This window comes from Persicimonas caeni, from assembly GCF_006517175.1.
Lineage (GTDB): Bacteria > Myxococcota_A > Bradymonadia > Bradymonadales > Bradymonadaceae > Persicimonas > Persicimonas caeni.
In genome coordinates this window covers 6,504,798-6,527,000 of sequence record NZ_CP041186.1, presented here as the reverse complement: position 1 = coordinate 6,527,000, position 22,203 = coordinate 6,504,798, and the positions used below count along the sequence as shown (strand labels likewise).

Sequence of the window (22,203 nt, the reverse complement as noted above, 5' to 3'; positions counted from 1 at the left end):
CGGCAGCTCATAGCAACGGGCTGAACAACCTCGCCGTGCTCTCCACCAACCGGTGCTTGAGCGGCCTCTTCTCGAAATCTTGCAGACGCATCTCGGTGCTACGCTCGAGGTGCGTCTCGAAGAGCTCGGCCAATGTCGAGTTGAGCTCGCGGTCACGCAGCACGGCGTTGGCCTCGAAGTTCAATAGAAAGCTTCGAATATCCATGTTGGCGCTTCCGATGATCGACCAGACGTCGTCGACGACTACCGACTTGGCGTGGAGCACGCGCTCTTCGTGGTACTCGTAGATACGCACCCCGGCGGCGAGCAATTCGGCGTAGTAGGAACGGCCGGCGGCTTGGGCGATGGGGATATCCGAGGTGCCCGGCGTCAAAAGCCGCACGTCGACGCCTCGCATCGCCGCGGTCTTGATGGCCATGAGCATCGCCTGGTCGGGCACGAAATACGGCGTGGTGATGTATATACGCCGAGACGCGCCGGTGATGGCCATAAAGAAGACGTTCTGGATGGCGCTCTCGGGGTTGTCCGGGCCGCTGGCGATGATCCTGGCGGTCACGGACTCGGCCACCCTCCCCTGCTCGATGTCGTCGGCGTCGTCCTCGCGCTCCGACGTCTCTTCCAAGGCCTTTTGGACCGCCTCGGTGCCCACGAAGTAGCGCGTGCTGGCCAGGTCTTCGCCGGTGGCGAAATACCAATCCTCGGCGAAGACCTCCTGGAGTTGCAGCACGACCGGCCCGTCGAGACGGAATGCCAGATCGAGCCAGTCGCAATACTCATCACCGATATTGACGCCGCCGGTGAACCCGGTCTTGCCGTCGACGACGATGATCTTTCGGTGGTTGCGAAAGTTGACCCGCAATTGGCGCTCGAAGAGGACCACGGGCAAGAAGGACTCGACCTTGGCTCCCGCCTCGATGAGCGGGTCCATGAAGCCGCGTTTGACCGGGGCGCCCCCCACCGCGTCGTAGAGCACCCGCACCTCGACGCCCTCTTTGGCCTTCTCGGTGAGCAGGTCGCGGAAGCGCCGCCCCATATCGTCACGCTGCCAGATGTAGAACTGGAAATGAACGTGGTCGGTCGCCTCGCGGATGGCTCGCTCGAAGGCGTTGAAGGCGTCTTGACCCGACGAGAAGATCTCGACACGGTTGCCTTCGGTCGGCGGGAAAACGCCCTCCTCTTGGCGCAGGTAAAGCGCGTCGTCGGAGGCAAAGTGGGACCCTCCGTCGTTAATGCGGGTGTGGGCCGAATCGTCGGGAAGCTCGATCGCCTGGCGCACGTCAGCCAGACTGTCGGTCACCACCTTTTTGGAGCGCGCCCATCGCCGCTTTCGGCGCTCGAGACGTGTTCGCCCGATCATCCACCACAAGATGACGCCGAGCACCGGCAGCGCGATGAGGCACAAGACCCATGCCAGCGCGGCCATCGGGCGCGTCTCGCGACGAAGCAACACCGACGGGATGTGGAACAGGGCGACGAGCATGCCGCCCCACCAGACCACCGTCCACCAGTTAATCTCCCAGGTCAGGTCCAGCAGATATGAGATCAACGAGAGGCTCATAGAGACTGTCGGCTCGGGCGTGTGCGTCAGAAGTAGCCACTAAACTACGTACCGGCACCGAAAAACCAACTCCGCCGGGCGAAGCTCAACACCGCCGGCGAGTTGGCACCAGCCGGCGCCGAAGCATCACGCCCAACAGCGCCAGTGCAGCGAGGACCCACGCCCACGTCGACGTCGCCGCGGCGGTGTCGACCGAACGGCACCCGCAACCCTCGGCGGCGGCACCACTCCCATTATTGCTCTGGCCCACGCTGTCGGTGTCTGCGCCCGCTCCCGCATCGGCGTCGGCCGCGCCGGGCTCGGTGACCTCGAGTCCGTCTTCGAGGACTGCCGTGGCACCACCCGGGTTGGTCACGATGACGTCATGCATGCCCAACGCGAAGCCCTCGGGCACCGTCGCCTTGATGATACCCGACTGCGTCTCGGTGACGCCTACGGCCTCGGCGCCGATGAGCACCTGGGCGCCGGCTACAAAGCCGCCTCCGACGATGGCGATATTGGTCGACTGGTCGTTTGTGATGGTCGAGGGCGATACCGAAGTGATGCTCAGTTCGGCGCCGGTATCTTGCTGGCCGCTGGAGGTGTCTTGCTGGGCGACATCCTCGCCGCCCGATACATCGGCCGGCTTGGCGTCGAGGCCGATATCACTGCTGCCCGTGTCCGCTCCGGCGTCGATGCCCACGTCCATGCCGACGTCCGGCCCCGCGTCCGCTCCGGCGTCGCCCCCCGCGTCGCCACCGCCGGGTCCGGGTCTGTCGAAAATCAACCGCATGATGAAGTCACCGGGGGTCGCCTGAAAGTACTGGGCGAAATCGGTCCAGTAATAAAACTCGGGCGGCGGCACCGTCCCCGAGATGCTTCCGCACAGGTCAGCCTCGCCGTACAAGAAGTTGTCCGCCGAGGTGCCGTCGTCGTCGGTAACCAGCACCGGAAACGCATTGGCGTTGCTGACGTTGAAGCACTGGTTGTCGATCGCCTTGATCGCCACGCGCACCCGCCGCGTATTGAGCATGACCGGATTAATGGTCACGCCGAGCTGGGCGTTGTTGTTGATGGCAGAAAACCGCATGTCCTGCCAATTGTTGTTATTGCCCACCAACTCGAAGCCGATCGGGTTGCTCTGGAATTGGTTGGACATGCTGTAGACGACCGGCCCGGGGTCTTTGACGCGGGTATACGGACAGGTCCCCGGGTTGGTCGGCGCACCGGCCGCCTCCTCCCACACCTCGATGGTGAACCGACCGCAGTAACTCTTCGAGGGCTCGCTGCCGTCGACCATGAGCACACGCACGCCCTGCAGCTCCACAGGCAACTGCCAGCTCGACGGCAACTCGAAGGTCGCCGCGTACATCTCTCCGCTGATGAGTTCGGCGGTCGCCGTGGTCCCCTCGAAATTTTCTCCCATGCCGTCGTTCTTTAGAAAATAGTCGACGGCGAAAGCCTGCCCTTGCAGGGACAGCAAGAAGACCCCGACAATGAATGATATCGAGTAGCGTGGCAGCGACTGCATGCGAGCCTCATCGAGTTGTGGGAAACAAGGTTGCTCTTAGTATACCGGGCTCGAGTTGCAATGCCACCTTTGATTCCAAATTCTCGAATGGAGCAGTACCGATGAAGTGTATGGGAACCCGACGCGGCTCGCTGATGTTGGTCGCGCTGATGATGGTGTCCGTCGGAGTATCCGCCGGCTGCTCGAGCCAGTGTCGACAGGTGCGCGGCGATTATCGCCAGGCCATCTCGCAGGAAACCGAACTCTCCCAGGACCTCGCCCCGCAGGGTTTGGACGAGGGGAACGCGCCGGCGCAGTTCGGCCTGGCGCTCCAGACCGACATGCTCGAAGAGGTCGCCAACACCGCGCTGCAGGCGACCATCAAGAGCGGGCTGCAGGCGCTCTCGAAGATCGACGTGGGCGGCGGCCAACAAATCGACGTGCGCACCCGCGGCAATATCGTCAACCTGAGCATCGAGGCCTCCGACGCCTGTCGCCACTGCTTCAAAGTTGGCGGCGACCTCGACGGCGCAGTCGGCCTCGACGTGCCGTTGGTCGGCCGCCAGAGCGCCAACCTGGACGGCTCGCTCAGTATCGTCGCTCCCCTGCTTGTCGAGCGGGGAAAAAATGGCGGCGCCGTCCTCAAGCTCGACCTCCCCGAGGCTGCGCGCATCGGCAAATCGACGCTCAATGCACGGCTGACGAACTTGCGAAGCTCCTGGGCGCGCGTGCTCCAGTCGAAGCTCTCCGACGTCCTGCTCCAGCGGCTGATGAAAGACGTCGACCCGGTCGACCTGCTGACCTTCGACACCCCCGACTTCGGCATCCCGGGCCTCGAGGTCTTCCCGATCGAGCTTGTCACCGACGCCAAAACGGGCGTCATCTTCGCGGGCTTTGCGACCAATATCGAGGGGCTCCAGGCCGACGTGGGCATCGAGCCGGTGACCAACCTGGAAGGCGACCAGAATATCGCGTTCGCCTTCAACCCCAACCTGGTCGTCCACGGCGTCTCGCTGATGATGAAAAAGGACGTAGTCCCGCGCACCTACTCCACCGACGGCGAGCCGATGCGCGGCGGGCCGGCCCACGCGGTCGTCAACGCGGTGCGCTTTACCAAAGGCCGCGTGGGCGAATTGCCGATGACTATCGACTTCAGCGTCTTCAATATGCCCGAGAGTGGGTTTTGCTTCTGGTTCGACGGAAGCGCCAGCGGCCGCATCGCGCTGAGTGGCCAAAACCTGGCCGTGTCGCTGACCGACGTGGCGATCACGCGGTCGTCGGTCCCCGGGCTGGTGCAGGCCACCGACTGGATGGGCGCCGAGTTTTTGGAGGGCGGCAAGCGCATCGTCAAACAATCGCTCGACGACCAAAACGTGGCTGTCCCCGGCGGCGAACTCGCCTTCAAAGGGCTGGCGCTGGAGTTGAACAAGGGGACGGTGGTCCTCAAGGGCGTGTCGGCTGTGACGAAGAAGGATGCTCCGCAAGAGCGCCGGCGTCGCTCGCGAGCCGGTCTATGAGCGCGTACAGCTCGTCGGCGTTGGCGGGTTTGGCCAGGTAATCGTCCATCCCCGCGGCGAGCGCACGCTCGCGGTCTTCGGGCCGCGCGTGCGCCGTCATCGCCACGATGGGCGTGTGTGGCCCGTTCTGTTGGGCTTCGCGCCGTCGGATCGCTTCGGTCGCCTCCAGCCCGTTCATCTCCGGCATCTGCACGTCCATCAGGACTAGGTCGAAGTGGTCGGCCGCGACCATGTCGACCGCCGCCTTTCCGTGCGGGGCGATCTCGACGCTGTGCCCTCGGCGCTCGAGCAGGCGTGTGACCAGCACCTGATTGACGCGGTTGTCTTCGGCCACCAAGACGCGCTTGGGAGCCGCGCTCGCGCCGGCTCCGACCACCGACTCGGCCACCGACGCTTCCATCTCCTCACCCTCCAGTTTCGGCGCGCACCACGTCTCGCTCCGTCCCGCACAGGTCCCCTCCGGGTGGGTGAGTTCGACGCAAACACGAAAGGCGCTCCCCCGACCGAGCTCGCTTTCGACCCGAATCTCCCCGCCCATCAGCTCGACCAATCCCAAGACGATGGCCAGGCCGAGCCCGCTCCCCTGCCACGGCTCGGTGTACGAGCTTCGCAACTGCTTGAACGACTCGAAGATCACGTCGATCTGCTCGTCTGGGATCCCCGGTCCGGTGTCGCACACCGCGAACTCCAAGACCACCGCGTCGTCCTTTTCCTCTGCGAGCGCCACCGAGATATCGACCTCCCCGGTGTCCGTAAACTTGATGGCGTTGCTCACCAGGTTGGCGAGGACCTGACGCAGACGATTGGCGTCCCCTACGACCCTTCGCGGCAGGCCCTCTTCGAGCTCCAATCGCAATTCGAGGCCCTTTTGGTCGGCAAGCACCCCGTGAACCTGCACGAGATCGTTGAGCAGCCCACACAAGTCGAAAGACTCCTCGTGCAGCTCGATCTCACGGGCTTCGATCTTGGCAAAATCGAGCACATCGTTGACCAAGTGCATGAGCGTCTCGGTCGACACGTATAAAAGCCCCAGATACTCGCGCTGGGTGGGCGTGAGCCGCGTCTCCTCGAGAAGTTGCAAGGTCCCCACGATCCCGTACATCGGCGTGCGGATATCGTGACTCATGCTCGCCAAAAAGTCGCTCTTGGCGGCGTTGGCCGCCTCGGCCGCTTCTTTGGCCCGCTGCAGCTCTTCGCGCGAGCGCTCCAGCGTCAGGTTTTTCTGGCGAAGCTGTGCAGTGCGCTGTCGCACGCGCTCCTCGAGTTTCTCATTGGCCGCGGTCACCTCGTCTCGCGACGCACCCAGCGCCGTCACCATTTCGTGGAACTTTCGGTGGAGTTGGCCGATCTCGTCTTTGCGTCGCGGCCCCTTGGCGTCGAAGGCCTCCGAGTCCCACCGAAGCGAGTCCCAGCTGAGTTCGGCGACCCTGTCGGTAAGCCTGGTGAGGGGGCGGATGACCATCATGTGCAACGCGGCGGTGACCGCCCCACCGATGAGCACGACGATGCCCAAGAAGATGAGAAATTGCTCGCGGACCCGCTCGCCTTTGTCACGCACCGTCGTCTGAATCGCCCGTGCGCCGGCCAAGGCGTGCTCCAAGGGACTGACCACTGCCAACGACCACCCGGCGTTTTCGATAGGAGCGATGGAGACGATCACGCGCTCACCGCCCAGCTCGAGCTCCCACGTCCCCTTCTTGCCCGCCGCCATCGCCTCGGCGAGTTCGCGCACATTGCGCTCCGGATGCTCGTCGAGTGTATTGGAGCGCATCGCGTCGATTTCCGCGTCGGTCCATGTACGCGTCTTGGAGGAATTCAACGTGCGCCGAAACGCCCGACGGTGCGCGTCGGTCCACGTCAACACATCTACGGCGTCCTCGGAGGCCGCCAACAGATGCCCACCTCCCGTCGTCAAGAAGACGTACTCCCCAGCCTCCTTGTCGACCTTGGTGACGTGCCGAATTACCGTCGAGAGGAGCACGTCCACGCCCACAGACCCCACAAAGCCGCCAGCCTCATAGAGCGGGGCCACACAGCTCGTCATCCAGATGCCTTTGAGGGGGTCGAAATACGGGTCGAGCCAGGTAACTTGCTGCTTCGGGTTGAACTCCGGGCCGACCCGGCGCACGTAGTCGAACTCCGCCTCGACGATATTGGCCAGACTGGGGTCGGCGGCGATGAGAGCGGCGTAATCGTAGCGCGGTTGGGCGTTGGTCGGCCCGTCGGCCATCACGATCCAGGCGAGGTCGAGGATATTTTGGTGTCGACTTATCGTGTCGGAGAGCAACGAAGTGAGCTGCACTGCGCGGTTGAGTTGGCCTTCGAGGTGCTCGCGCCACTGCGGATCATTGCGAGCGCGCTCGACGGCAAACCGGGGAAGCCAGGGCGAGGCGTTGCTGCGCAGTTGGAAATCGGCATAAGCGCCAATCTCCGGGTCGACGTAGCCGTAGCCGGGGAAGTCCAACAGGCCCGGCTCCTCGTACTCGACCAGCCGCATCACCCGGCGCTGGGGCCGAGTCATGCCCGACCAGGCCGACTGCAGCGAGGCGACGTCGCCCTCGAGCTGGGCGAGTTCGACCTCGAGGCTGTGGGAGCGCTCGTCGGCCGAGTGCGCCAGTCGGCGGTACTCCGCAGCGCGCAACGCGCTGGCCGCCTCCGAGGTCGCGTGGTCCTCGATCTCGCTCATGCTGTTGCTCGCCGCCCAAGCCACCAGCACCAACAGTGGCACAAACGCCACGACGAGCACCCCCAAAATCTTGTGAATCATGCGCACTACCCACCTCCAACCCGGTTGGCGCGCCTAAAAGCCGTGTAAAAGATAGGGGCTCAAAGACGCGGGGCAACTGGCTAAAGGCACTCTGACGGCCGCTACAGCGCCCACTCACCGCCGATCGTGGCGCCGAAATCGAGCACCACCGTTTCATCGAGCGCGTCCCGCAAGCTGTCGGGCAATAACACCACCGCGCCGGCGTGAGTGCGCAGTGTTAGCCCCACACCCAGCGCCACCGGCACGGCGAGCTCGGCGCCGACGTAATCGAGCGCGCCCACGGCCAGCCCGGCGTTCATCTCGTTGAACGCCGCGTTGGCCCACCCGGTGCGCAACGACCCCTCGACGCCCCAGACGCCACGCTCCCATGCGCCCCCGACACCCACCCAGCCGGCGTAGGCCCCGGGAGTGACTCGCAGGTCGACCGCGTGGCCCGTAAAGACGTTCAGCCAGTCGAATTGCGCCGTGATCACCCCCTCCCCTTCCAGGGTCGTCGGCGCGTCCTCGCCGGGAAAAAAGTAGACCCACCCGCCGAGCGACACGCTCCAAACGCCCACGTCGACGCCACAAAACGCCCCCAGGTCGACCTCGTCGAGATCTGTCTCCTGTTGTGCATTGGGAAGAGGCATATTCGCCCAACCGATCGCCTCGCAGCTCCACAGCGACGCCCACGCAGCCGGCTGGAGCACAGGCCCGTCGCCAAAGGGCAACCCACGCCACACGTAGCGACTTCGAAGGGACAGCTCGGCGCCAAGGCCGAAGCTCGAAGCCTCGTCGGCCTCGACAGGCGATTCAGGTTTTGGAGGGGAAGCCGGCTCGACAGGCTCGTCGGCCAGCGCAACGGACGCGCTGCCCACCCACACGAGGGCGAGCAGCGCGCCGAAAAGTCTCCGGGCGAGGCGTCTCAAAATTGGCTCCGGGCTCAGCAACACTCCAATCAGCGTGCATCCCACTCCCACAGGGCCAACAATAATCACGCCCGCGCCGTCAGGCGCTCAGAGCAACTCGTCGGGCGCAAAGCCACGACGCATCGTGTTCTCGGTCACCGCCCGCGGCTCCATGAACTGGAGCAGGTAATCGGGCCCGCCCGCCTTCGAGCCCACGCCCGACATCTTGAAGCCGCCGAACGGCTGGCGATAGACCAGCGCGCCGGTGCACTTCTGGTTGATGTAGAGGTTGCCCACTTTGAACTGCGCGCGGGCCTTCTCGATATTCATCGGGCTTCGGCTGTAGACGCCGCCGGTGAGCGCGTAGCGCGTGCCGTTGGCGATCTCGAGGGCTTCGTCGAAGTCCTCGGCCTTCATCAGGGCGAGCACCGGACCGAAGATCTCCTCATGGGCGAGGCGATGCTCGGGGGTGATGCCCTCGACGACCGTCGGACCCACGAAGCAACCCCCCTCGGGCACCTCGCGGCTGATGAGCAGGTCGCCTTCCTGGCGCCCGATCTCGATATACGAGTTGATCTTGTTGCAGGCATCCCCGTCGACGACCGGGCCGATGCGGTTGGCCGGATCGTCGGACGGGCCGATGACCAGGCTTCGCGTCGCCTCGACCACGCGCTCTTTGAACTCGTCGTAGCACGAGGCGAGCACGATAGCGCGGCTGCACGCCGAGCACTTCTGGCCCTGGAAGCCGAACGCCGACTGGATGACGCCCTGGACGGCCTCGTCGAGGTCGGCGTCGGCGTCGACGATGATGGCGTTTTTGCCGCCCATCTCGCAGACGACCTTCTTGACGCGCTGCTGCTTCGTCGGGTCGGTATCGCCCGCCTTGCGGATGATATCGAGGCCCACCTGCATGCTCCCCGTAAAGGCGATGATGTGGGTGTACGGGCTCTGCACGAGGTGCTCGCCGACCTCTTCGCCGATGCCGGGCAGGTAGTTGATGACGCCGGGCGGAAAGCCCACCGAGCGGCAAAGCTCCATGAGCTTGGCGGCGATGACCGAGGACTGCTCCGCCGGCTTCATGATGACGGTGTTGCCCGTGACCGCCGCGGCGACGGTCATGCCGGTGAGGATCGCCAGCGGGAAGTTCCACGGCGCGATGATCGCGGCCACGCCGCGCGGCTGGTACCACATCAGGTTGAGCTCGCCGGGGATATGCCCCAGGCGCTGCGGCTCTGCCAGACGCTTCATCTCGCGGCCGTAGTACTCGCAGAAGTCGATCGCCTCGCAGACGTCGGCGTCCGCCTCGCGCCAATTCTTGCCCACCTCGAAGACCATCCAGCCGGCCAACTCGTCACGCCACTCGCGCATCTTGTCGGCGAGCTTGAACAGGTACTCGGCGCGCTCGGAGGGGTCGGTGTCCGCCCAGGCATCCTTGGCCGCCCAGGCGGCGCGAATCGCCTGGTCGGCGTGCTCGATATCGGCCACGGCCACGGTGCCCACGAGCTGGTCGGTGCGGCTCGGGTTGACGCTCTTCATCGAGCGACTCGTCGCCACGTCCTCGTTGTTGATGACCAGCGGGTACTCCATGCCCAACCGGCCGCGCACCGTCTCGAGCGCGCCCTGGAAGCGCTCGCGGTCGGAGGCGTGGGCGAAGTCGCGCATCGGCTCGTTGCGGAAGCCGTGCTCGGTGATGGGCTGCTTGTGCGGCGGCGCGCCGCCATCGGCCGCGACTTGTCCCTCTGGCGGCTCGGGAGCCGACAAGAGCTCGTCGATGCTCTTGCCGTCGGCAAACGACATCTTGAGCCACGACTCGTTGGAGGTGTTCTCCAGAAGCCTGCGCACCAGATACGCCATCCCCGGGATGATCTCGCCGATGGGCACGTAGTCGCGAAGGCGGTAGCCCATGGAGCTGACGGCCGCCTTCATCGGCTCGGCCATGCCGTAGAGCATCTGGAACTCGATGGCCGACTTGTCCAGGCGCTTGGCGTCGGCGTAGGCCATCGCGTGGGCGATGCTTCGCACGTTGTGCGAGCCGATCGCGGTGCGAATATACTTGTGGTAGTCGAGCAGTATCTCGGTGCAATTCTCGTAGGACTGGTCGGTCTGCCACTTTTTGGAGAAGACCGGGTTCTCCCAGCCCTCCTGCTGGCTGTGGATCGTCTCGTAATCCCAGTACGCGCCCTTGACCAGACGCACCGTGATGGGGGTCTTGCGCTTTTTGGCCCACTTGCACAGCGCTTTGACGTCGTCTTCGGCGTCTTTGAGATACGCCTGCATGACGATGCCGGCGTGCTCGAAATCGGCGAACTCGGGCTCCTCGAGCAGGCTCTTGAAGATGGCGATCGTCAAGTCTTTGTGCTTGTACGACTCCATGTCGATGTTGATGAACGCGCCGTGCTCTTTGGCCTTGCGGAACAGGGGGCGCAGCCGCTCTTTGGTCGCCTCGATGCTGCCGTCGAAGTCGATGGCGTCGAGCTGGCTATACAGGCTCGAGATCTTGACCGACACGTTGACCCGCGGGATGCGCCCCCAGGCGGACTTTTCGAGCGCCGGCTGCTCTGGCCAACCCGCCGTCTCGGCGATGAGCGTGTCGAGGATCTCGTTGTAGCGCTCGAGGTAGTCGTGGGCCTCCTTTTCGCTGACGGTCGCCTCGCCCAGAAGGTCGAGGGTGAAGCACAGCCCCGAGTCCCACATCTCGCGCAGCCCCCCGATCGCCTCGGAGGCGTCGGTGCCGGCGATGAACTTCGAGGCCATCCCGTGGATCTGCTTCTCGATCTGGCCGGCAGCCTTTTTGGCCACCCAGCTATCGGGCTTGACCTTCGACAGGCCCCACTGGAACGACGAGGGAAAATCTTGGCCGGGCCGGCAGAAGTACTCCTGCAGATGCTCGGCGACCTGCACGTGATCTTTGAGGGTGGGGAAGACGTCGACAAAGCGGAACATCTCGACCTTGAAGGCCTCGTCCTTCATCGACCAGTCCATCATCTTGCCGCTCCACCAGTCCTTTTTGAAGACTGAGGGCTTCTCGCCCTTCATGCGGCTGAAGATCTCTTCACCTAGCTTTTTTATCTGTTTTTCGGAGGCGCGCGCCATGGATCACTCCGTCGGGGAAAATGGATCATCCGTGGTCACCCAGAAAACGATCCAACGGCCTTGATCGTTCCGTGACCGACCGATGCTTAGCAGATCGCATTTGGGCGCGTAAACCCCTGAAAATATTGACGCACCGTGTCATCCACCGGAGTCGTGTGGGTAGGTGTGCGACGCCGGGCAACATGAACCCGCGCCCGCCCTCCCCACTCGTCCAGATCGGGAACCAGGTTCCCCGACGAGGCCCGTTTCATGCGGGTCAGCTCGACAATGGTACCGTCTCCCCCGTCTTCGGAATCAGCACCTCACCGGCATACCCGCTCTTCTCGATCGCCCTCTTCAGCGAAAAGAGCTGCGACTTGTGCCCGTGCACGAGAATGACCTTCGATGGATTCACCGCGTTGACCGCACCGACGAGTTGGCCGCGTGGGGCGTGGTTGCCCAGCAGGAAACGCTCGCTGGGCGCGGCCGCCTTGCGGCGAGGCTTACGGTTGAGCACCGCAACGGCGCCTGCCGCGTCGGCCAGCCTTCCTGCGGGCGTCGACCTTTGTAGCCCTTCGCCGGGGGCGACGACGACCTTGCCCAGACCGAGGGCGCGCCGGGCATGGGTCTCGTCGCCGAACTCGACGGATTGCTTGTCGACGAGCTTGCCCACCACCGGCTCGAGCATCCGATGCACCACCGGGCGCTCGCCCGCCTCGACCAGGCCGGAGACCACCTGCGCAGCCTCGCCGAGGGTCGACACGGCCACCAACGCTCCGCCCGTGCGGTTGGCTGTCCACTGCTGAAAGCGCGCCCACTCGTCGGCATACGACACCTCGTCGTACTCCTTGCGCGTGGCGAGCACGCCCTCCATGACCATCACGTCGATGGGGAAGGCCTGGCCGGTGCGCGGGAAGAGCGCGCCGGGCACGCCGGGTTGGTCGTGGCCGCAGAAGTCGGAGGTGTAGAGGATTCGAAAGGGACGTTCCTGGCCGACATCGACCTCGACGAGCAGCATCCCGGCGCCGGGGATGTGGCCGGCTTCGAAGACCATCGCGCGGAACTTCTGGGCGGCGGGGTTGTCTGCATAGGTGGAGAGCTCGAAATATTGGCGCTCTGGAACCGATTGTAGCTGCGAGGCCAACGCGGAGGCTCGATCGCCGTCCAACCCGCCCAGCGCGAGCGCGTGGCGGGCGAGCCGGCGCGTTTGAGAGGTCGCCAGGCAGGTGAGCCGGGGCCAGCGTGCCTTGAGCGGGCCGAGCGCGCCCAGGTGATCCCAATGGGCGTGGCTCAGCCAGCAGGCGTCGGGCGCCTCCAGGGCATCGAGCCAGGCGGGCGCGCGGTTTTGGCGCGCGCCGGCGTCGAGCAACAATCGAACCCCGTGGGCCTGCACGAGGTAGGCGTTGGCGGTCAATTCGGCCGCGCCGCAGGCGGCTTCAAAGGAGATTTCACTCATGACGATTCGACGTTTGGTCGCAAGCCTGGGTTTGGGTACAATGCCCTTAACAGGGAGTGTGGGCATGGCAAGCAGCAAAAAAGGCGGACTGAAAATCGAGTGGCGACGCGGACTTATCCCGCTGAGCCTCTTGGCGATGTTTATCCTGCGGTTCGGCTTCGGCGCCCCCATCTGGGTGCTGGCCGTGTTCACCCTGTGGATCCCGCTTTACTACATCCTGTACCCCAAGTATTTGCGCAAGCGCTGGACGCAGTTCGAGAAGGAATTCGCCTACCGCTTTCAGAAAGGCGACCACAAGGGGCTGCTCGAGTATTACCGCGACCAGTGGTTTTTGCGAAAGTTCGGCCCGCAGGCCGAGATGCTGGGCAAGCTCGGGCTGGTTTACTCGGCCATGGGCAAGTACCGCGAGGCCGAGCACGCCCTCGAGCGGGCCATCGACCGCGCCCCGGCCGCCCAAAAGGACAAGCTTTTCTTCAACCTGGCCAACATCAAGTACGAGCTGGGTAAATACGAAGACGCCGAGCAGATTTACAAGGCGCTGCGCGCCAACTCCCCCTACCGCCACTCGGCCAAGACTCAACTGGCGCTGATCAACCTGCGCCAGGGCAAGCAGGTCGACCAGGCGCGCGGCTTTCTCGAGCAGGAACGCGAGCGCGCCCGCGGCTCCCAAAAACAACGTATCGAGCGCGCGCTCGCCGAGTGTTGAATTTAAGACGTCTCTGCGTATATTTGGGGGCGCTTTGACATCTGCAAATTCGCACGCACGTTATCCGTCATAGACAATTGGAGAAGTACCATGGCCATCGACAAAGAACGCTTGTTCGACGTACGCACCGTCGAGCGCAACATCGAAAAAGGTCTGATCACCCGCGAAGAGTACCACGAGTACCTCGAGAGCCTCGACGATTCGGCTGACAACGCCGAGTCGATGGAAGCCGAATTCGAAGAAGGCGTGCTCGAGGAAGACGAAGAGGAAGAGGACGAAGGCGAAGAATAAGCGACTCACTTCGAGTTTGCCGCACCGTCGTCCTCGACCCCGCGTCCAACCCAACCAGTCACCTTAGACAGGCACGGAGTATTGCATTATGAGCGACGACGCATCGGAAACGAAATCCAACGGCCACTCGAATGGAGAACCCGAGGGGACGGTCCTCGGCGGCAACGCCGGGGTCTATATCCCCTCGCGGGACCAAGATACTGACGATCCTCCCGCCATCGGCGACGAGCACCTGGAAGTCCCCGCCGACTTCGGCAGCTTCATCGTCAGCTTGGGCACCAACTGCATGATCAACCTGGGGCGCGTCGAGCACCCCGAGACGGGCGGCCTCACCAAAGATTTGACCGCCGCGCGGCACACCATCGACATCCTCGAGATGCTCCAGGAGAAGACCGCCGGCAACCTCGACAACGAGGAACAAAAGCTGCTCGAGAGCCTGTTGTACGATTTGCGAAGTGCTTTTGTGGCCGAAAAGAAGGCCAAGAACTGAAAGAACTGAGAAGCTGATCGGAGTGATGTGATGCCGCTGGGGAACTTGCTGTCGAGAGCTCCTCTCGTCGTTGTGTTCGCGTTGCTGCTCACCGCAGGCTGTGAGGCGCCTCCCGAGGCGCACTCCGAGCCCAACCGTGAGGCGCCCGAGGCGACAAAGGCGGCAGGCGAGGCCAGCAAGGCCGACACAGCGAGCAAGAAGCCCCAGCCGACCCCGCCTGCCCCGGCGGCATCCCCCACCCGACCCGCCAGCTTTGCCGACATCGTCGCCAAGGTCCGCCCGGCGGTCGTCAACATCTACACTCGCAAGCAAGTCGTCACCCGCAGCCGCATCTCCCCCTTCACCCGCCGCGGCATCGTCCCCCAGCGTCGCGTCGCCGAGAGCCTCGGCTCGGGCTTTATCATCGACAAAGAGGGCCACGTTCTGACCAACTTCCACGTGGTCGACAACGCCACCGAAATCGGGGTGCGTCTGCTCGACGAGCGTTTCTTCGAGGCCGAACTCATCGGCGCCGACCCCAAGACCGACGTGGCCCTGTTGCGCATCAAAAAAGGCAAGGATTTGCCGGTCATCGAATTGGGCGACGCGCACAAGCTTCGGGTAGGCGACTGGGTCGTCGCCATCGGCAACCCCTTGGGGCTGGCCAGCACGGTCACCGCGGGCATCGCCAGCGCCATCGGCCGCAAGGGCATCCCCATCAGCGAGGAGATGCGCTACCAAGACTTCATCCAGACCGACGCCTCCATCAACCCCGGAAACTCCGGAGGCCCGCTCATCAACACCGACGGAGAAGTCGTGGGCATCAACACCGCCATCAGCGCCGAGGGCCAGGGGATCGGGTTCGCCATTCCCATCAACATGGCCCAGGACATCTTGCCCCAACTCAAAAAGAAGGGCCGCGTCGAGCGCAGTTGGCTGGGCATCTACATCGGCGAGATTCCCGGTGCGGTGCGTAGAGAACTGGGGCTGAGCAAAGGGGACGGCGGCGCGCTCGTCACCCGCGTGGTCCCGGGCGGCCCGGCCGAAAAGGCCAAGCTGCAGCGTGGCGACATCATCATGGCCGTCGACGGCAAGGCGATCGACGACGCCGGCCACCTGACCTGGTTGGCTAGCAACCTGGGCATCGGCCGCACCGTGGTCGTCGACCTGCAGCGCGGCGACAAGCGCATGAAGACCGAGCTCACCCTGGGCGCCCTGCCCGACTGAGTTGAATCTCGGTTCGATCTGGCAAGAACTGTTGCCTTGCAGGTGCGCGGCGCCTTCTAATTGGGCAATTAAGGATTTTGGGGTTGCGAATTGCGACCAGTGGACGATACGCAGCCCCGAAATCTTTAAATGTACAAATAGCAGGCGCCACGACTCTGCAAGGCCACCACCCACGCCCAACGTCACGATTTTCACGCCCCCCCGAAGCCCTCCTCAGCGCGGTGTTAGAATCCTATCGAAAACCTGCGGAATGGATCTTGCTTCCTCCTGTGGTACTGTTATCAGGCGAACACCGCACCACGACGCCTGACACACTAAGAGGTTTTACTCATTGCAAGATTGCGTGAGCTGGAGGAGATAATGCGAGAACTTTTGCCAAAGGTCCGGCAGTCGGCGATGCGAATCGTCTGGCTGTCGCTAATTGCCACCGTGTTGAGCGTGGGACTCTTCGTGTCGAGCGCGTCGGCCACCGTGATGAAATACGCCGACGTCGACCGACTCATCGAGATCTCCGATATCATCATCCATGCGGAGGTCGTCGAGCAGAAGACCTATTTCGACACCGAACAAGACCGCGTCGTCACCGACACCACCTTCGGCGTCAACCGCGCCTTCTGGGGCAAAGTCGGCGAGAAGGTGACCATCCAGCAATGGGGCGGCACCTACCAGGGCACTACCCATTACATCCCTGGTGACGCGCGCTTCGAAGTTGGCGAAGAGGTCGTCGTCTTCTTGCACAAAGGCAAGGATGTGGTGGCGTTGTCGGCGCTGGGCCAGGCGAAGTTCTCGGTGGAGAAGACCAACGAGGGCAAGCTGGTGTCGCGCGACTTGAGCGACATCACCTTCATGTTGGAGCAGAACGGCCAGCAGAAGCTGGGCCACCTGCCCGGCGAGACGCGTTCGTTCGTCTCCTTTGTCGCCGAGCTCGAGGCTTTGGTCCAGGGCATCAAAGGAGGCACCAATGAATAAGACAGGCATCAAGCTTTTCGCCCTGCTCATTGTCGCCTTCGGCATGCTCCTGTCGAGCAACGCCTTTGGCTACCAGTTCATCAACTCCTCGCAGTGCCCCAACGGCGCACGCTGGAGCTCGGCCAACCAGCCGCTCGACTACTGGATTAACCAGAACGGCTCGGCCGATGTGCCGATGAGCTCCTTGCAGACGATCATCGAAGACTCCTGGGCCGAATGGGGCGAGCCGTGTTGCTCGTCGTTCTCGGCCAATTACCGCGGGACCACCAGCGAGACCGCGCTGAGCCGCGGCGGCAACGTCGTGCTCTCCTGGGAAGAGAGCAGCTGGCCCACCCAGATGGGCAACGTCAACCAGACCATCGCGGTCACGCTCAGCTCGGTCTACAGCAACTGCGAGATCGCCAACGCCCCGATTCTGTTCAACGGCGTGGGCTTCCAGTTCTGCACCAGCGGCAACCGCTGCACCGACCTGCAAGCCATCGCCACCCACGAGATCGGCCACAACTTGGGCTTGGGCCACAGCCAGTACCAAGACGCGACGATGTATGCCGCCTACACCGGCGGCACCGGCGCCCGCTCGCTCTCCCAGGACGACACGGCCGGCGTCTGCTCGCTGTATCCGGGCTCGTGCTCCTGCTCACAGGACTCCGATTGCGGCCCGAACCAGGTCTGTAACGGCGGCACCTGCGAAGAGGCTCCCTGCACGAGTAACAGCGACTGCCCGGCGGGCAAAGAGTGCAACACCTCGACGGGTGACTGCCAGATTCCGACCTGCTCGAGCGACGCCGACTGCGACGACGGGTATATCTGTGACGCCAACGGCCAGTGCGTCTCGTCTTGCCCGGTGTGCCGCTCGTGCACCTCGCAAGCCGACTGCGGCGCCAACGGCTTCTGCGCCGACCTGGGCAGCGGCTCGAAGTGCATCACCAACTGCGGCGAAGGCGGCGCCTGCCCCGGCGACTCGCAGTGCTTCCAGGTCCCCGCGCCGGCCACCAGCGGCTCGTGCTCCTCGAGCACCGACTGCACCTCGGGCGACCAGTGCTACCAGACCCAAAGCGGCGGCGTTTGCGCCAGCCCGTGCAGCTCCGACAGTGACTGCGGCTCGAACCAGATGTGCCAGTCGTACGGAAACGGCGTGTCCATCTGCGCCGACGTCCACAACCTGTGCCTGAACCCCGACGCAGCCAATGGCTCGGTCTGCCCGTCCAACTACACCTGTCAAGGCGGCGACGGCTCGACCGGCGGCGGCGGTGGCGGCGCGACCGGCGCGTGTGGCGGCCTGGGCAACAGTTGCGACCCCAACACCCAGGACTTCTCGCAGTGCACCGCCGACAACGACGTGTGCCTGACGATGTCCGACGGCGGCAGCATCTGCTCGTGCATGTGCAGCACCGACGCCGACTGCGGCGACGGTGGTCTGTGCGTGAGCGTGTCGGGCGGCCAGAAGGCGTGCGTGCCGGGGAGCAGCACCGGTGACCCGTGTGACGGCGTCACCTGCGGCTCCGGCCAGGTCTGCCAGAACGGCCAGTGCGTCGACGACGGCACCTCCTCCGGTGGCGACACCGGCGGCGGTGGTGGCGGCGCTGACGCCGGCTTCGACGACGCCGGTACCGGCGGCGGTGGAGGCACCGGTGGTGGCGGAAGCGGTAGTGGCTCCGACGGCGGCATCGTCGTCGAGCGCAACGACAGCGCGCAAAACGCCGAAGAGTCGACCTGCTCGACGATCGCACCGGGCAGCGGCGCTCCCGGAAGCCTGATGCTCCTGGCGGCCTTCGGCCTCGGCGCCCTGTGGCGTCGTCGTCGAAGGGGAACTAAGGGGAACTAAGGGGAACTAAAAGCAACTAAGGGTAACTAAGGCAGCCGCCACCAAACGCGCTGCCTTAGTTACCCTTCGTAACCCTTAGTCACCCTTAGTCACCCCCAGTAACCCTTAGTCACCCCTAGTCCCCCTTCCCAAATCAATTCGGCGCCCCCTTGCTGAACGCCAACTCCTCGCCGTTCTCGGCGACCTCGACGACCACATGGTCGCCCTCGCCAAAGCGTCCCTCGAGAATCTCGACCGACAGCGGGTCTTGAATGTAGGTGCCGATCGCGCGCTTGAGCGGACGGGCGCCGTACTCGGGCTCGTAGCCAACCTCGGCCAAAAAGTCGCGCGTGGCGTCGGTCAGCTCGATGGAAATCTTCTGGTGCGCCAGAAGCTTGCGCAGGCTGCGCTCCTGGATGTCGACGATGAGGCGAATCGCCTCGCGGCTGAGCGCCTGGAAGACAATCGGCGCGTCGAGGCGGTTGAGGAACTCGGGCTTGAAGTAGTCTTTGAGGATATTCTCGACCTCGTCGGTCATCTCCTCCTGGTCGACCTCGCCGGACAGGTCCATGATGCGACGGCTTCCGACGTTCGACGTCAGGATGACCAGCGTGTTCGAGAAGTCGATCGTGCGGCCCTGGCTGTCGGTCAGACGGCCCTCGTCCATGACCTGCAATAGGATGTTGAAGACGTCGGGGTGGGCCTTCTCGGCCTCGTCGAACAGCACGACGCTGTACGGCTTGAGGCGCACAGCCTCGGTCAGCACACCGCCCTCTTGGCTGCCCACATAGCCGCGCGCCGAGCCGATGAGGGTGTTGACCTTCGATTGCTCCATATACTCGCTCATGTCGATGCGAATGAGCGACTCCTCGCTGTCGAATAGGAACTCGCTCAGGGCCTTGGCCAGCTCGGTCTTACCGACGCCGGTGGGCCCAACGAACATGAAGTTGCCGATGGGACGCCCCGGCTCCTTGAGCCCGGCGCGCGAGCGCCAGATGGCCTTGGCGATCGCCTCGATGGCGTGGTCCTGGCCGACCACGCGCTGGCGCAGGCGGTCGGGCATCTTCAAGAGCTTCTCGCGCTCCGACTCGAGCATCTTGGTCGTCGGGATACCCGTCCAGCTGGCGATGACGTGGGCGATATCCTGCTCGTCGACATAATCTTTGAGCAGACGCTCGTCTTCGTGGATCTCGTCGAGCTTTTGCTCGGCCTTGGAGATCTCCTTTTCGATGCGAGGCACCGCGCTGTACTTGAGCTCGGCAGCGCGGCCCAGGTCTCCCTCGCGCTCGGCCTCGGCGATCGCTTTCTCGGTCGCCTCGAGCTCCTCTTTGGTGTGCGTGAGCTCGTCGAGGGCCTCTTTTTCGAGCTCCCAGCGCACGCGCAGCCGAGAGGCCTCCTCTTCGAGGCTCTCGATCTGGTTTTCCAAGCCTTCGCGCGCCTCGACGGTCTCCGAGTCGGTGGCGTCGGCCAACGACTGGCGCTCCATCTGCAGCTTCTGAATCTTGCGCTCCACCGAGTCGAGCTCGGTCGGCTTGGAGTCGATTTCGAGGCGAAGTCGGCTGCACGCCTCGTCGATGGCGTCGATCGCCTTGTCGGGAAGCGCCCGGTCGGTCACGTAGCGGTCGGTCGCCTCGGCTGCGGCCACCAGCGCCTGGTCGCGAATCTGCACGCCGTGGTGAATCTCGTACTGCTGCTTGATGCCGCGCAGGATGGAGACGCAACCCTCGACGGAGACCTCTTCGACCAGAATCGACTGGAAGCGGCGCTCGAGCGCGGCGTCTTCCTCGATATACTCGCGGTACTCGTCGAGGGTGGTCGTGCCGATGATGCTCAGCTCGCCGCGCGCCATGGCCGGCTTGAGCAGGTTGGCGGCGTTGGTCGCGCCCTCACCGCCGGCGCAGACGATCTGCTGGAGCTCGTCGATGAACAGAATGATCTTGCCGCGGCTCTGCACGACCTCGTTGATGACCGCCTTCATGCGCTCTTCGAACTGGCCGCGCAGGCTGGTGCCGGCGACCAGCGAGCCCACGTCGAGGCTCATGATGCGCTTGCCTTTGAGCCCCGTGGGCACGTCGCCTGCGACCATGCGCTGGGCGAGCGCCTCGACGATGGCCGTCTTGCCGACGCCCGGCTCGCCGATAAGCACCGGGTTGTTCTTGGTGCGCCGGGTCAACACCTGCATGACGCGGCGAATCTCGGCGTCGCGACCGATGACCGGGTCGAGCTGGTTGTCTTTGGCCAGCGCGGTGAGGTCTTCGGCGAACTTGCTCAAGATTTCGGAGACCTGCCCGGTCGGCTCCTCGACCTTCTTGCCGCCGTGGCCCTCCTCGAGGGTCTCACGAATCTTCTGCGGCGTCGCGCCCATGTCGCGAAGTTGGCGGCCGGCATAGCTCTTCTTCTCCTTGGCAAAGGAGAGCAGAAGATGCTCGGTGTTGACGAATTTGTCGCCAGCCTGCTTGGACTCATCGCCCGCGTCCTCGAGTGCGCTCAAGAGCGACTTACCCACAAATACCTGCTTTTGGCCGCGCTTGTAATTCTTGGGCAGAAGCTCGAGCTCCTCGATGAGCTTTCGGCCCAGCGCCTTGGTATCGACGCCGATCTTTTGGAGCACGGTATCGACGCTGCTGTCGTCCTGCTCGAGCATGGCGATGAGCGTGTGCTCGATCTCGACGTGACGGTGCTCCAGGTCGGCGGCGAGCTCTTGGGCGCGCGCCATCGCCTTTCTGGCTTTGCTGGTGAATTTGGACAGGTCGAACTTGGTAGGCATGAGGTCTCGGGAGCTTAAAGTCGTGTCGTGGGGTCTCGGAGTCTCGGGGTCGTGGTTCAGATGACGCCCATTGAAATCAATACAGCTACAGTCACTAGTGCCATGATCACCGCACCGATAAGCCAAGAGCGCGGCATACCGTCGTCGTCCATCGCGGCTTCACCGTGCGACCGACTCACGGGCGCCTCGTCCTCGACGCTGATCAGCGGGCCCGACGAAAGCTTGCTCTTGAGAGCCCGATTCTTCTCGGGATCTTCGACCCCCGAAAATGGCGCGGGCAGGAGCATCATGCCGAAGCCTTTCGTCTTGGTGGTCGGCAGGCCCTCCATCGTCAAAAACGGCTGCAGGCGCTCCAAGCGTCCGAAACGCTTTTTAGCCAGCGGCTGGATGAGCCGAGCGACCAGCAGCGCGAGGCCGGGCGGCTCGAGGTTGCTCAACCGGTCGTAAGACTCCCAGTTGAGCGGGTTTTCGACCACCTTGCGCGGCTCTTCGCCGGTGAGCATGAAGCTCATGAGCGCGCCCAGCGCGTAGGCGTCGGCTGCCGGGCGCAGCATCTTGCCCGAGCGCTCAGCGCGCGCCTCGGGCGCTACGTAGGGCGCGTCGGCATACTCCATCTTGGCCACGTTCGGGCGCTCGCCTTTCTCGGCGACGTTGCCAAAACCGACCACCCCGCAAAGCGTCCCCTCGTCATCGACGATGAGGTGTCGCGGGTCGAGATCGCGATAAATGTAGCCTGCGGCGTGCACGGAGATTAGAAACTGCACGAGATCGCGCAAAATTCCAAGCGCAGCCTCCGGCGCGAGCCCCTCGTCGTGCTCCGCTTCGACCCATTCAAAGAGCGTCTTGCCCTCGATATACTCGTAGACGAGCACCGGCTCGTCCTCGAAGTCGGCCTCGGCATTCGAGGCGCGGAAAAACGCCACCGGCTCGGGAAGCAAGTCGCTGTCGAGGTGTTGTAGAAACTGCCACTCGCTTTCCAAAGCTTCGTGACGCCCGGCGACATAGTCGCGGTCGTCGAGGCGGTCGGCGTCGTATAAATCGGCCTTCGCGCAGACCAGCCGCCCGTTCGAGGCGGTGTCTTCGGCGAGGACGATCTGGTAGCTTCGCCCTGTCGCGAGCATGCGGCGCAGCCGAAATCGCTGCTCACCGCTTTGTGCGTCGACAAGATAGTTGTCGTCTGCCATCGGCTTATACTGCAAAAGATCGTGAGTACGTTCGGCAGGC

Annotated in this window: 15 protein-coding genes; 7 read left to right on the top strand and 8 right to left on the bottom strand. The window is 64.0% G+C overall.

Annotated features, from left to right (window positions below):
- Window positions 1-7: 7 nt before the first annotated feature.
- The gene (gene cls, locus FIV42_RS24190) at window positions 8-1,558 is read right to left on the bottom strand and encodes a cardiolipin synthase (RefSeq protein WP_141200183.1); all 1,551 of its coding nucleotides are present in this window, start codon (window positions 1,556-1,558) and stop codon (window positions 8-10) included.
- A gap of 85 nt (window positions 1,559-1,643) precedes the next feature.
- A complete protein-coding gene (locus FIV42_RS30390; protein WP_168210911.1) occupies window positions 1,644-3,068 on the bottom strand; it encodes an IPT/TIG domain-containing protein in 1,425 nt (474 codons plus the stop codon).
- A 101-nt stretch (window positions 3,069-3,169) separates the two neighbouring features.
- On the opposite strand from FIV42_RS30390, the gene FIV42_RS24180 reads away from it, so the two are divergent.
- Window positions 3,170-4,564 carry a hypothetical protein gene (locus FIV42_RS24180; protein WP_141200182.1) on the top strand — a complete coding sequence of 465 codons (1,395 nt, stop codon included), beginning with the start codon at window positions 3,170-3,172 and terminating at the stop codon, window positions 4,562-4,564.
- Here the strand turns inward: FIV42_RS24180 and FIV42_RS24175 are convergent.
- The 4 genes from FIV42_RS24175 to FIV42_RS24160 form a co-directional block, all read right to left on the bottom strand.
- Window positions 4,491-7,331 carry a response regulator gene (locus tag FIV42_RS24175; RefSeq protein ID WP_141200181.1) on the bottom strand — a complete coding sequence of 947 codons (2,841 nt, stop codon included), beginning with the start codon at window positions 7,329-7,331 and terminating at the stop codon, window positions 4,491-4,493. The two genes, FIV42_RS24180 and FIV42_RS24175, sit on opposite strands and share 74 nt — an antisense overlap.
- Window positions 7,332-7,432: 101 nt before the next feature.
- Complete coding sequence (locus FIV42_RS24170) at window positions 7,433-8,239, bottom strand: hypothetical protein (protein WP_141200180.1); 807 nt, start codon at window positions 8,237-8,239, stop codon at window positions 7,433-7,435.
- An 87-nt stretch (window positions 8,240-8,326) separates the two neighbouring features.
- On the bottom strand, window positions 8,327-11,311 hold the full coding sequence (pruA, locus tag FIV42_RS24165; protein ID WP_141200179.1) for an L-glutamate gamma-semialdehyde dehydrogenase: 2,985 nt from the start codon (window positions 11,309-11,311) through the stop codon (window positions 8,327-8,329).
- Between the two features lie 256 nt (window positions 11,312-11,567).
- A complete protein-coding gene (locus FIV42_RS24160) occupies window positions 11,568-12,746 on the bottom strand; it encodes an MBL fold metallo-hydrolase (RefSeq protein ID WP_168210910.1) in 1,179 nt (392 codons plus the stop codon).
- Window positions 12,747-12,810: 64 nt separating this feature from the next.
- Between FIV42_RS24160 and FIV42_RS24155 the strand changes: the two genes are divergently transcribed.
- The 6 genes from FIV42_RS24155 to FIV42_RS24130 all read left to right on the top strand — a co-directional run bounded on the left by FIV42_RS24155 (window position 12,811) and on the right by FIV42_RS24130 (window position 18,233).
- Window positions 12,811-13,452, top strand: coding sequence for a tetratricopeptide repeat protein (locus tag FIV42_RS24155; protein WP_168210909.1), 642 nt, complete (start codon window positions 12,811-12,813; stop codon window positions 13,450-13,452).
- Between the two features lie 90 nt (window positions 13,453-13,542).
- A complete protein-coding gene (locus FIV42_RS24150) occupies window positions 13,543-13,743 on the top strand; it encodes a hypothetical protein (RefSeq protein WP_141200176.1) in 201 nt (66 codons plus the stop codon).
- Window positions 13,744-13,831: 88 nt separating this feature from the next.
- Window positions 13,832-14,233: a DUF1844 domain-containing protein gene (locus FIV42_RS24145; RefSeq protein ID WP_141200175.1), complete on the top strand. Its 402-nt coding sequence runs from the start codon at window positions 13,832-13,834 to the stop codon at window positions 14,231-14,233.
- A gap of 30 nt (window positions 14,234-14,263) precedes the next feature.
- Complete coding sequence (locus tag FIV42_RS24140) at window positions 14,264-15,439, top strand: trypsin-like peptidase domain-containing protein (protein ID WP_141200174.1); 1,176 nt, start codon at window positions 14,264-14,266, stop codon at window positions 15,437-15,439.
- A gap of 360 nt (window positions 15,440-15,799) precedes the next feature.
- Window positions 15,800-16,408, top strand: coding sequence for a hypothetical protein (locus FIV42_RS24135; RefSeq protein ID WP_141200173.1), 609 nt, complete (start codon window positions 15,800-15,802; stop codon window positions 16,406-16,408).
- The gene (locus FIV42_RS24130; RefSeq protein WP_141200172.1) at window positions 16,401-18,233 is read left to right on the top strand and encodes a matrixin family metalloprotease; all 1,833 of its coding nucleotides are present in this window, start codon (window positions 16,401-16,403) and stop codon (window positions 18,231-18,233) included. Before FIV42_RS24135 ends, FIV42_RS24130 begins: the two co-directional genes overlap by 8 nt.
- Before the next feature lie 133 nt (window positions 18,234-18,366).
- On the opposite strand, the gene FIV42_RS24125 is transcribed toward FIV42_RS24130, so the two are convergent.
- Together FIV42_RS24125 and FIV42_RS24120 are read right to left on the bottom strand one after the other, a co-directional pair.
- Window positions 18,367-20,979: an ATP-dependent Clp protease ATP-binding subunit gene (locus FIV42_RS24125; protein WP_141200171.1), complete on the bottom strand. Its 2,613-nt coding sequence runs from the start codon at window positions 20,977-20,979 to the stop codon at window positions 18,367-18,369.
- A gap of 56 nt (window positions 20,980-21,035) precedes the next feature.
- Window positions 21,036-22,163 carry a protein kinase domain-containing protein gene (locus tag FIV42_RS24120; RefSeq protein WP_168210908.1) on the bottom strand — a complete coding sequence of 376 codons (1,128 nt, stop codon included), beginning with the start codon at window positions 22,161-22,163 and terminating at the stop codon, window positions 21,036-21,038.
- Window positions 22,164-22,203 lie beyond the last annotated feature (40 nt).